Genomic DNA, 10,923 nt, shown 5'->3' with positions numbered 1-10,923 from the left:
TCGGCTACCTCAGCCCCGCCCGCTACGAAACAACCACACGCCACGTAGCCTAACCACACCTCAACGACCCTGTCCGTCAAAACGGGTCAACCCCAGTCCGGGTTTGTTCCATCCTCGTCGGTGCGCACAGACATCCAATAGTGGGCGTCGCGGTGCCATCGCAGATGAGGCGCCGGTCGGGACGGCGGTTCGGGATGGTCCGACCAACTGGTTGTGACGATCCGAACTTCCTGTCCACGGAAGAGTTCGTCCAGGACCGAGTTGTAGCGGCGGAGCACGATGTCGTACTCGCCTTCGTTCTCGGCATAACGCTTGGACTCGGGCAGGCTGTGGAAACGTACCCATCGATCCGGGTAAGCGAGCTTCAAGGTGTCCGCCATCGGGAACACCCCGGCCACTGCTCCCTCCACAACACCGACAGTTCGTTGTCAGGCACGTGATCGTCTCCTGCGGCTGGCAGTGAACCGACCTCTTCTGCGTCGTCGCCCCTTGCGAGTGGCGAACCTACCCGCTGGACGGCCCTCTCGCAGGCGGTTTACACACCCCCGTCTGGCATTGACGGATGGCTTGATACCGCCCCGGTGCGAAGCCACCGCCGCTTCCACCACGGCAACATCCGACCGCGGGCCGAACCGCCTGTTGTACGTCCACTCGCCAGCGTCAGACAGACGGTCGTCTGGACGACCGCAAGCATGTGGAAGAGTGGTTCCATGCAGTTGCCCGTCCCCACCGTCCGCCCCGACGCGGTGGAGCATTACGCGGCTCTGCTGCACGCTCACGCATTTCCGGCCGAGGCATTGTGTCTCACCGCAGTGCGCGGGTTGTCCGTCGACGAGGCGTTGCATCGCTTTGACGGGGTCCCAGCAGGTCGGGAAATCACTCTGGCGGTCGCCGGCCAGATCAGCGTCAACGCCTATCCGGACGACCTCGCCGTCGTTGTTGCCGACCACCGAGACGGCTGGACACTGCTGGCCGAAGACAACGGGTCCCACGGCGCGAAGCCCAGAGTCCTGGCCCGGTTGTCATCCGGCACGGTGGCCGCGAGCGTGTACTGGAACGTCAATCTCGCCAGCCGAGCCACCCTCGCTCAAGACGGTCGGGTGCTGGCCGCTTTCGACTTTGTCACCGGTCGTCCTCCGGAGGGGGAGGCGCCGGAAGCGATTGGCCGCTTCCTCGACGATCTCGACTTCGACGACCCCTATCGGAAGTGCGCTGAGGCGCTCGCCTTTCTGGAGCGAGTGAGCGGCGTGCGCGTGACCGAGGACTGGTCCGTCCAGAGCCACACTGCCTCGGTGATCGTCGACCCCGCCAGATTCGAAATGTCCAGCTCCTGGCTCTTGATCAACGCGCCCGACATCGCTGCGGCCATACCTGAGACGAACCGCCAGAACCTGCGGACGCTGATCGCCTTGGCGGCGACCCGCGCTTGCGAAGCGGCCGGCGTCGACGATCCCGCCGTACTGGGCACCCTGGCCGACAACGCGGACTCCCTGCCCGCGCTTGAGCGCATCCAGCGCCGTGATCAGATCGCCGCTCGGGCGCACCAGGACTACCGAGACGGCCTCGAGCTGCGCTGGAACCGCTGTCAACCGCCGGACACGAGGCTCGACGCCCGGGCAAGACTCCGCGCCGCCGCCAGACGCCGAAACGCCGACACCAGTCAGGAGCGCGCCCTGTGCGCCCGCGCTCACGCACTCGCCGCCGTCTGCTCACACCTGGCAGATGACCCCGTCGACGCGCTGGCGCGGGCCATGTTCAACGCCTGTTGGGCTAACCGGAACAACTGGCCGGCGATGCGCGAGGAGCTCACCACCCACCTGCTCGCTGGCGGAGCCTGAGCTCACGTACCGTGACCGGGCACAAGGGGTTGCCAACGACGATTTCCCGCGCTGACTTCACGCAGGCAGCGTCCGTCTGAGGAAGTCGGTCGTCAGGTCCCAAGCTCGCTCTGCCGCCTCCGGGTTGTGGAACATCGGGGCCACGTTGTTGTGGAACGCGTGCCCAGCGTCTTCCTGCACGCAAATCTCCGCGCCGGGATGCGAAGCCACCGCCTCCTCCACCACGGCCACATCGGCACGCGGAATGAACGGGTCCCCCCACCGAAGTGGAGCTGGATCGGGCACGAGACCGACGAAAGCAGCTCGACCTGCCTCGCCACCGTGGACCCGTAGAACGACACCGCAGTGGACGGATCCCAGCAGCCGCGGCGGCGAAGGACAGTGAGCCGCCCAGGCAGAAGCCGAGCGCGCCGGCGCGGGGGCCGACCTCCGGCAGCGAGCGAAGGTGCGCCAGGGTGGCCAGCGCGTCCGACAAGCCCAGCGCTGGGTCGAACTGCGACGAAACCTCCATCGACCGGGCCACTCCGGCAGAGTCGTGCGATGAAGACCAGCCGGGGGAGAAGTGGTGGAACAGGCACCGCGACCACGTAACCCAGCGAGGCCAGCGAAGCGGCCACGTCGGACAACTACGCGTCGGGCCCGAAGATCAGCACCAGGCCGGGGCCGGAGCCGCCGGTGGGTAGCCACACGGGTAGCGACCCGGTGCCGTCGTCGAGTGGCAGACGGTCAGACCGAGTGGGCAACTTTCCTCCCGGATGATTCCATTGTGGACAACCAAAATCCGGACTGGCCACGGACCGTGACGCGATCTATGTTGAGGATTCCAGGACGCGAGGAGGCGCGATGGCGGAGCGGACGAAGTACATCCTTGACGAAGCCGATCTCCCGACGCGGTGGTACAACGTGGTGCCCGACCTGCCCGAGCCGCCGCCACCGCCGCTGCACCCGGGCACGCGCGAGCCCGTCGGGCCGGACGATCTGGCGCCCCTGTTCCCGCAGGCGCTCATCGCGCAGGAGGTGACGGCCGAGCGGTACGTGGACATCCCCGAGGAGGTCCGCGACGTCTACCGCCTGTGGCGCCCCTCGCCGCTGTACCGGGCGCGGCGCCTGGAAAAGGCGCTGGGCACCCCGGCGCGCATCTACTACAAGTACGAAGGCGTGAGCCCCGTCGGGTCGCACAAGCCGAACACGGCGGTGCCGCAGGCGTTCTACAACGCGGCGGAGGGCGTCACGCGGCTGACCACCGAGACCGGCGCCGGCCAGTGGGGCAGCGCGCTCGCGTTCGCCTGCGCGCAGTACGGGCTCGAGTGCGAGGTGTGGCAAGTCCGGGCCTCCTACGACCAGAAGCCCTACCGCAAGCTCATGATGGAGACCTTCGGGGCGACGGTGCACCCGAGCCCGTCGGCGCTCACCGAGTCGGGGCGCAAGATCCTCGCGGACGACCCGGAATCCACGGGCAGCCTCGGCATCGCCATCAGCGAGGCCGTCGAGCAGGCCGCGGCCGACCCGAACGCCCGCTACGCGCTCGGCAGCGTGCTCAACCACGTGCTGATGCACCAGACCGTGATCGGCGAGGAGGCGCTCAAGCAGTTCGAGCTCGCCGGTGACACCCCGGACGTCCTCGTCGGCTGCACGGGCGGCGGGTCCAACTTCGGTGGCCTCGCCTTCCCGTTCCTGCGCGAGAAGCTCGCCGGCCGGATGAACCCGGTGATCCGCGCCGTCGAGCCCGCTGCGTGCCCGACGCTCACGCGCGGCACGTACGCGTACGACTTCGGCGACACCGCGGGCCTCACGCCGTTGCTGAAGATGCACACGCTCGGCCACGGTTTCATCCCCGACCCGATCCACGCGGGCGGCCTGCGCTACCACGGCATGTCGCCGCTCATCTCGCACATCCACGAGCTGGGCCTGCTGGAGGCGCTCGCCGTCGGGCAGCAGGAGTGCTTCGCCGCGGGCGTGCGGTTCGCCCGTGCGGAGGGCATCATCCCGGCACCCGAGCCGACGCACGCGCTCGCCGCCTGCATCCGGGAAGCGTTGCGCTGCAAGGAAACGGGGGAGGAGAAGGTGATCCTCACGGCCCTGTGCGGCCACGCCCACCTCGACCTGCCCGCCTACGGTGCCTACCTGTCCGGCGAAATGGTGGACAACGAGCTGGCCGAAGCCACGCTCGCCGACTCGCTGGCCGCGCTGCCCTGAACCGGCCCGGGCCGCGGGTCAGCCGACCCGCGGCCCGGGCTCAGCGTTCCTTCGACACCGTCGCCAGCAGTTCGGGGCCCCGGGCGACGAGCCGCTGCCGCGCGAGCCGGCCCCACCACCACGCGAGCACAGCGCCGACCGCGATCCCGACGGGCACGCCGAGCCACTGCAGCACCGGCGAATCCGTCACGGCGCCGGCGATGCACAGCGCGAGCACCGGCAGCGCCCCGACGGCCATCAGCAGCATCGTCGCGAACATCAGCAGCACCCGCGCGCACCCCGGCCGTCCGCCGGACGACCACGGGCTCGAGCTCTTGCGCTGGTCGGGCAGTGGGAAGGCCAGGAACACCGACTGCAGCATCAGCACACCCGCGCCCGCGCCCAGCAGCGCGGGCACCAAGCCGAACACCCACGGATACGCGCCGGTCTCGCCGACCGCGCCCGGCAGGACTGCGGCCAGCACCAGCGCCACCGGCGCGACGATCAGCGTCCACGCGAGCTGCCGCCCCCGGACGTCGGCGCGCTCGGCGCCCGGCACGGTGAGCGTGTGCCACAGCGCGCTGCCGTCGAAGCCGTACAGGTTGCCCGATTGCATGCACGCGAAGAACACGACCGCGACACCCAGGTAGGGCACGATCGCCGGCCGCCCGCCGCCGGACAGCGCCGGGAGGATCGTGACCACGACCCCGACGATCAGCGTCGACAGCAGCGCCACGCGGCGGCGCGCGTCGCGCCACCACGTGAACAGTTCCTTGCGCGCCACGGCGCCCACGGGCGTCGGCGGCAGCAGGCCGCGGCGCGCGCGGGCGCCTTCGACCCGGACCTTCGTGCGCGACGCGCCGCGGAACGACGGGCTCGTCACCTGCCGCACCAGCAGCGCGCCCCACGCGGCGATCAGCACGGCGAGCACCGCGAGCATCGCGACCAGCAACCCGAGCGTGGTGCCCCAGTCGCCGGTGCCCGCCGCGTGCACGGCGACCGTGCCCCAGCCGGAGGGCAGCGCGTGCACCACGTTCACGAAACCGGGCACGCGCCCGTTGATGATCGCGGGGCCGAGGCTGTTGATCGCGAGGTTCACGCCGACACCGGACAGACCGGTCAGCGCGACCAGGATGATGCCGAGTTCCTTGCCCTTGCGCGACGTCAGCAGCGCACCGAGCGCGGCCATCACCACGCGGTACAGCAGCACCACGAACGCCAATTGCAGCACGGTGAACACGAGCCCGACCAGTGCCGCGCCCGCGCCGAGGCGCAGGCCGTAGACGAAGAGGCCGAGGAACGCGATCAGGCTGACCACCGTCGTCACGCCGACGAAGCTCGCGGCCAGCAGGCCGACGGCGAGCTTGCGGCGCCCGATCGGCAGCAGCGCGAAGTGCTCGGGGCGCAGCGTGTCGTCTCCGCCGCCGGTGGCGATGGGCGCGAGGACCCAGCCGGCCGCCCACGCCGCGTACACCGACGTCAGCAGGTCGACGGTGATCTCGCTGCCGCCGCGGATCGGCACGACGGCCAGCACGATCGTCAGCACCGCGGCGGCCAGGCCGATCACGCCACCGATGACCATGCCCGCGACCTGGCGCCCGCGCAGGGAGTTGCGCAGGACGCGCAGCTTCAGTCGGACGAGGACGCCAACCACGACAGTCCTTCCGCTCCGCCGGTCCGCCCGCCCACGATGTGCACGAACGCGTCTTCCAGGCTCCCGCCGCCGCGCACCTCGTCGACGGCGCCCGCGGCCACCACCCGGCCGCGCGTGATCACCGCGACGTGGCTGCACAGCTGCTCGACGAGCGCCATCACGTGACTCGACAGCACCACCGCGCCGCCGGACGCGACGAAGCGCTGCAGGATCGTCCGGATCGTCGACGCCGACACCGGGTCGACGGCCTCGAACGGCTCGTCCAGCACCAGCAGGCGCGGCCCGTGCAGCAGCGCCATCGCGAGCCCGATCTTCTTGCGCATCCCGGCGGAGTAGTCGATCACGAGCGTGCGCTCGGCCTCGATCAGCTCGAGCACGCCCAGCAGCTCCTGGGCGCGCTCGGCGACGGTCGACGGCGCCAAACCGCGCAGCAGGCCCATGTAGGTGAGCAGTTCGCGGCCGGTGAGCCGTTCCGGAATGGACAGTCCGTCGGGCAGCACCCCGATCAGGCTCTTCGCCCGCTCCGGCTCCCGCCAGACGTCGACGCCGAAGACCCGCGCCTGCCCGGCGTCGGGCCGCAGCAGGCCGACGGCCATCGACAACGACGTCGTCTTGCCCGCACCGTTCGGCCCGACCAGGCCGAAGAACGAGGCGCGCGGGACCTCGAGGGTGACGTTGTCGACGGCGAGGGTGGTGCCGAATCGTTTGGTGAGCCCGTACAGGCCCATTGCGGCGTCATCGGCCACGAGTGCCCCCTTCTGCGGTCTGGGATCGGAGGTTACGCGGGTTGAGGTGGGTGTGCTGGGTGTTTGGGGGAGGTTGGTTGGAGGGGTGGTGGGTGGGGGTGTTTTGGGGGGGGTTTGCGTCGGGTTGGGCGCGGGCCGTCGCTGGGTGGGTGCGGTTGCGTTGTGGTGGGGATGCGGTCCTGCGCTGGGGCGTGTTGCGGTGCGTAGGCACCCCGAAGCTTGAGTGTGACTACGGCCGCTGACCCCGTGTCAAGGCGGGAAAGCGTGCCTTGACATGGGGTCGGCGGCCGTGTGGAGGCTTCGGATCGAGGTGCCGGGCAGGGGCTGGGTGCATCCTCAGTGGGGTGGTTGGGCGGCGGTTGCGTATGCGCGTGGTGGGCCGTCATTCGAGGTGCCGGGCAGGGGCTGGGCGCATCCTCAGTTGGGCGGTCGGGCGGCGGTGTCGTATGCGTGGTGCGTCGCCCTTTCGAGGTGGTGGGCAGGGGCTGGGCGCATCCTCGGTGGGTCTGTTGGGCGGCGGTTGCGTATGCGCGTGGTGCGTCGTCGTTCGGGGTGCCGGGCAGGGGCTGGGTGCATCCTTCGGTGCTTGGTTTTGCGGCGGTGTCGTAGGTGGGGGTGCGTCGCCTGGGGTAGCGGCGGGTTTGGTGCGGGGTGGGGGCTTCGTTGGGTGGCGGTTTCGTGGCGCGGTCAAGTGTTGAGGAAGGCGGTGACGGCTGGGTCTGGTTCGTCGCTGCGGTGCAAGAGGTGGAAGTCGACGGTGAGGTTCGGGTCGGTGAGGGGGCGGTACTCGACGTCGGGGACGGCGGCGCGGTGGACGCCGGCCGGGACGATGGCGGCGGCGGCGCCGGCGGAGACGAGGGCGAGGACGGTGAGGGTGGTGTCGGCGCGGTAGCGGGCGGGGGTGGGGCGCGGTTTCAGCGCGGCTTGGGAGAGCACCTCGGCTGGTGCGTCGTCGGGGTTGCCGCCCAGGGAGTACTCGATCAGGTCCTCGTCGCGGAGGTCGTGGGTGGTCAGCGTTTTGTGCCGGGTCAAGGGGTGCCCGGTGGGAAGGGCGACCACGAACGACAGGGATCCGATGGGCGTCGAGGCCAGGCGGGGGTCGGTGGGGGGCGCGGGGAGGGCGCTGAAGCCCACGTCGAGTTCGCCGGAGAGGATGGCGGCGCGCTGGCGTTGCGGGCCGGCTTCCTGCAGGCAGATCTGGACGCGGGGTTTGGCCGTGTGGAACGCGCGGAGCCGGCCGGCCAGGAGGTCGGCGAGGACCGTGGCGCCGGCGACGCCGATGCGCACGGTGCCGGTCTCGCCGGCCAGCGCCAGCCGGGCCGTGGCCTGGGCCCGGTCGGCCTGGGCGAGGACGCGGCGGGCTTCGACGAGGAACGCCCGGCCGGCCGCGGTCAGGCTGGTCCGGCGCGCGCCACGGTCGAACAGCGCGCCGCCGAGTTCGCGTTCCAGGTCGCGGATCTGCATGCTCAGCGTCGGCTGGACGACGTGCAGCCGGCTCGCCGCCCGGCTGAACCCGCCCTCCTCGGCGACGGCGACGAAGTACCTCAGGTGCCGCAGCTCCATCGCCGCTCCTATCAGTCGCACTGATCGGTTGATCAGAAGCAAGTGTTGGAGTTTATCGTCGCCGGAGCTCACCTTGGAGGGAGACAGCCAAGATCGAAACGGGGTTGGCCATGCGGATCGTCACGCTCGAAGAACACTGGTCCGACCCGGCGGTGTCCGCCGCGGCGTGGCCGGGACTGGCCGAGCTCGTCCCCGGGTACGAGACCGTGTTCGGCGCGGGCACGGGGATGCCCTACACCGAGCGCACGGACCTGATGCCGGACCTCGGCGCCGCCCGGATCGCCGACCTGGACCGCAACGGCATCTCGACGCAGGTGCTCTCGTGCCTCAACACGTCCCTGCCGGCCGCGGTCGCGCCCGCGCTGACGCGGGCCGCCAACGACACCGCCGCCCAGGCGGTGCAGGCCCACCCCGGCCGGTTCGCCGCGTTCGCCACATTGCCCACGGCGGTGCCGGACGCGGCGGCCGCCGAACTGCGCCGCTGCGTCGGCGAGCTCGGCTTCGTCGGCACGATGATCATGGGCCGCACCGACGGGCAGTTCCTCGACGAGTCGCGCTTCGACCCGATCCTGCGCGCGGCGAGCGAGCTGCGCGTGCCGATCTACCTGCACCCCGCCCCGCCGCCGCACGCGGTCAGCGACGCCAACTACGCCGGCGAGTTCGCGCCCGGCGTGTCCGCGGCGTTCCGGCTGGCGGCGTGGGGCTGGCACCAGGAGACGGCCGTGCACTTCCTGCACCTGGTCCTCTCCGGCGTTCTCGACCGCTACCCGGACCTGCAGTTCATCCTGGGGCACTGGGGCGAGTTCATCCCGTTCTACCTCGACCGGCTCGACGAGGCGATGCCCCAGCGGCTCACCCGGCTCGACCGCACGTTCCGGGAGTACTTGCGGCACAACGTGTTCATCACCCCCAGCGGGATGTTCAACCAGGCGAAGCTGCGCTACTGCGTGGACACCGTCGGCGCCGACCGCATCCTCCACGCGGTCGACTTCCCGCTGATCGGCAACGACGGCGCCGCCGCGTTCCTGGCCGACGCGGCACTGTCCGAAGAGGACCGCGCGAAGATCGCCCACGGCAACGCCGACGAACTCCTCGGCCTGGGTTAGGAGCCGCAGGTGATCTTCGGCTGCGGGTTGTAGCGCACGGTCCGCGTGTGGCGCGAGACCTCCTGCCCCGTCGACGCGTCCTTGAGCACCCGGGTGTCCGTGGTGGTGAAACCGGGTGCGCCTTCGGAGGCGTGGCAGTTCTCGGCGGGGCCGGGTTTGGTCGACGGCGGCGTCGGGCTGGTGTGCTCGCCCGGGATCGACTCGACGGTGTAGCGCTTGGTGCCCCACAGCTTCACCGTGATCGACGACGGTGTCCAGATGGTCTGGATCGCGATGCCGGTGTCGGAGTCGTTGGTGAACTTGAGGTCGATGACGCTGGCGCCGTCGGGGTTCTGGAACACGGTGGCTTCGCGCGCCGCCGGGTAGCGGCTGATGTAGTAGCTGTGTTCCTTGTGCCCGGCGTCCTTCATGGCGGCGAAGTACGCCGCGTTGTAGAGCGTGGTGGCGAACTGCGAGATGCCGCCGCCGACTTCGCGCGCCGGGGCGCCGTTCTCGATCACGCCGGCCTCGACGTAACCCTGCGGTTTGCCGCGGGGGCCGGTGAACCCGTTGAGGCTGAAGGTTTCACCCGGTTTCACGATGGCGCCGTTCACCTTCTGCGCCACCACGCGGATGTTCACGCCCGAGTCGGCGGCGAACCCCTTCGTGGTGAACTCGCCGACGACCTCCTTCACGCCCAGCGCGTTGGCCTGCTCGGTCGTCACCTTCGCCGGGGTGGTCTTGTACACGGCCGTGAGCTCGCGCTGGTCCGCGCGCTTGAGCACGTCCGGCAGCGGCTTGAGGCTCGGCTCCCAGTCCACCGTCTTGCCGTCGACGGACGGCTCGACGGAGGGCTGCCCGCCGCTGAACCCGATGGTTGCCTCCTTGCCCTCCTTTTCGGTGGACTTCAGCTGCGGGCCGGCGGCGTCGGAGAGTTTCTTCTGGTCCAGCTTCGGTGCGAGCCCGCCGCCGTCGGCCGGGGTGAAGGTGAGCGCCGCCGCGATGTCGCGCGGCTGCAGCGTCGCGTCGGCGCCCTCGCCCTTGATCGTCACGGGCGCGGCGACCGCGGGCTTCGCGAACTGCTCCAGCGCCGCCTGCACGCCCTCGGGCGTGGTCCGTACCGGCGTCGGCACGACCGGAAGCGCGAGCTCCTCGCCCGACGCCCACTTGCCGAGCACGGCGGCTTTCGCGGCGGCCACGTCGAGCTTCTGCCCGTGCTGCGGAGGCACGGCGACGGGTGTGGTGCCGTCGAAGCGCACGGTGCCCTCCACGGCGTCGCGGTCGACCCGGCCGCGCAGGTCCTCCAGCGCCGGGTCGAGCCGGTCGCCCTCGGCGTGGGACACGACGCCGACCTCGCGCGTGGTGAAGAACGACGCCAGCCGCGTGAACGGGTTCAGCGGCTGGTCGCCGGCCTGGTCCAGGGTCGAGGACCAGTCGAGGCGCAGGCCCGCGAGCGTCGGCGACAGCGTGGTGCGCGCCGCCCCGGCGGTGACGGTGAGCGGCCGCGTCAGCCGCGGTTCGATCGTGCTGCGCAGTTCGCGCTCGGCGACCGGCCGGTCGAGGCCGCCGACGTCGACCCCCGCCACCGTGACGCCGCGCGGCACGCTGCCCTGGCTGGTCAGCAGGTCGATCAGGTACACGACCAGCAGGACCGCGAGCACGCCACCGGCGATCCACCCGGCCTTGCGCAGGCCCGGGCGCGACTCGCCGTCGGTACCGGGCGGCTCGGCCCCGGCCGAAGGTGCGACGACCGGCAGGACTTCCGTCTGCTGGTCATCGTCGGATTCCGGCCAGTGCGGTTCGTACGGCACCTGTTCGACCCTCCCCGGTTGCTGCGTCCCGGGCACAGGGTACGGGCTGAG

General features: G+C 70.8%; 9 protein-coding genes. 3 read left to right on the top strand and 6 right to left on the bottom strand.

Translation table 11 applies throughout. From position 1 onward, the window contains the following. Positions 1-86: 86 nt before the first annotated feature. Entirely contained in the window at positions 87-398 is a 312-nt protein-coding gene (locus tag ACIA77_RS42175) for a hypothetical protein (protein WP_395891764.1), read from the bottom strand. Between the two features lie 312 nt (positions 399-710). On the opposite strand from ACIA77_RS42175, the gene ACIA77_RS42170 reads away from it, so the two are divergent. Then, a complete protein-coding gene (locus ACIA77_RS42170; RefSeq protein ID WP_395891763.1) occupies positions 711-1,838 on the top strand; it encodes a DUF6461 domain-containing protein in 1,128 nt (375 codons plus the stop codon). Between the two features lie 57 nt (positions 1,839-1,895). Here ACIA77_RS42170 and ACIA77_RS42165 read toward each other — a convergent pair whose 3' ends face one another. After that, the gene (locus tag ACIA77_RS42165) at positions 1,896-2,048 is read right to left on the bottom strand and encodes a dienelactone hydrolase family protein (protein ID WP_395891767.1); all 153 of its coding nucleotides are present in this window, start codon (positions 2,046-2,048) and stop codon (positions 1,896-1,898) included. 633 nt (positions 2,049-2,681) lie between these two features. On the opposite strand from ACIA77_RS42165, the gene ACIA77_RS42160 reads away from it, so the two are divergent. Continuing rightward, a complete protein-coding gene (locus ACIA77_RS42160; RefSeq protein ID WP_395891762.1) occupies positions 2,682-4,034 on the top strand; it encodes a TrpB-like pyridoxal phosphate-dependent enzyme in 1,353 nt (450 codons plus the stop codon). A gap of 40 nt (positions 4,035-4,074) precedes the next feature. On the opposite strand, the gene ACIA77_RS42155 is transcribed toward ACIA77_RS42160, so the two are convergent. The 3 genes from ACIA77_RS42155 to ACIA77_RS42145 all read right to left on the bottom strand — a co-directional run bounded on the left by ACIA77_RS42155 (position 4,075) and on the right by ACIA77_RS42145 (position 7,976). After that, positions 4,075-5,667 (bottom strand): hypothetical protein, encoded by a 1,593-nt coding sequence (locus ACIA77_RS42155; RefSeq protein WP_395891761.1) that lies wholly within the window; start codon positions 5,665-5,667, stop codon positions 4,075-4,077. Next, positions 5,643-6,413, bottom strand: coding sequence for an ABC transporter ATP-binding protein (locus ACIA77_RS42150; protein ID WP_395891760.1), 771 nt, complete (start codon positions 6,411-6,413; stop codon positions 5,643-5,645). Before ACIA77_RS42150 ends, ACIA77_RS42155 begins: the two co-directional genes overlap by 25 nt. 687 nt (positions 6,414-7,100) lie before the next feature. Next, positions 7,101-7,976, bottom strand: a complete 876-nt coding sequence (locus tag ACIA77_RS42145; protein WP_395891759.1) for a LysR family transcriptional regulator — start codon at positions 7,974-7,976, stop codon at positions 7,101-7,103. A gap of 110 nt (positions 7,977-8,086) precedes the next feature. On the opposite strand from ACIA77_RS42145, the gene ACIA77_RS42140 reads away from it, so the two are divergent. Then, positions 8,087-9,082 (top strand): amidohydrolase family protein, encoded by a 996-nt coding sequence (locus ACIA77_RS42140; RefSeq protein ID WP_395891758.1) that lies wholly within the window; start codon positions 8,087-8,089, stop codon positions 9,080-9,082. Here ACIA77_RS42140 and ACIA77_RS42135 read toward each other — a convergent pair. Next, the gene (locus ACIA77_RS42135; protein WP_395891757.1) at positions 9,079-10,872 is read right to left on the bottom strand and encodes a VanW family protein; all 1,794 of its coding nucleotides are present in this window, start codon (positions 10,870-10,872) and stop codon (positions 9,079-9,081) included. The genes ACIA77_RS42140 and ACIA77_RS42135 overlap by 4 nt on opposite strands. Between the last annotated feature and the right edge of the window lie 51 nt (positions 10,873-10,923).

This window comes from Amycolatopsis sp. NPDC051903 (assembly GCF_044452505.1).
Taxonomy (GTDB): Bacteria; Actinomycetota; Actinomycetes; order Mycobacteriales; family Pseudonocardiaceae; genus Amycolatopsis.
The sequence above is the reverse complement of the archived record's forward strand: the minus strand, read 5'-3'. Positions and strand labels throughout refer to the sequence as shown.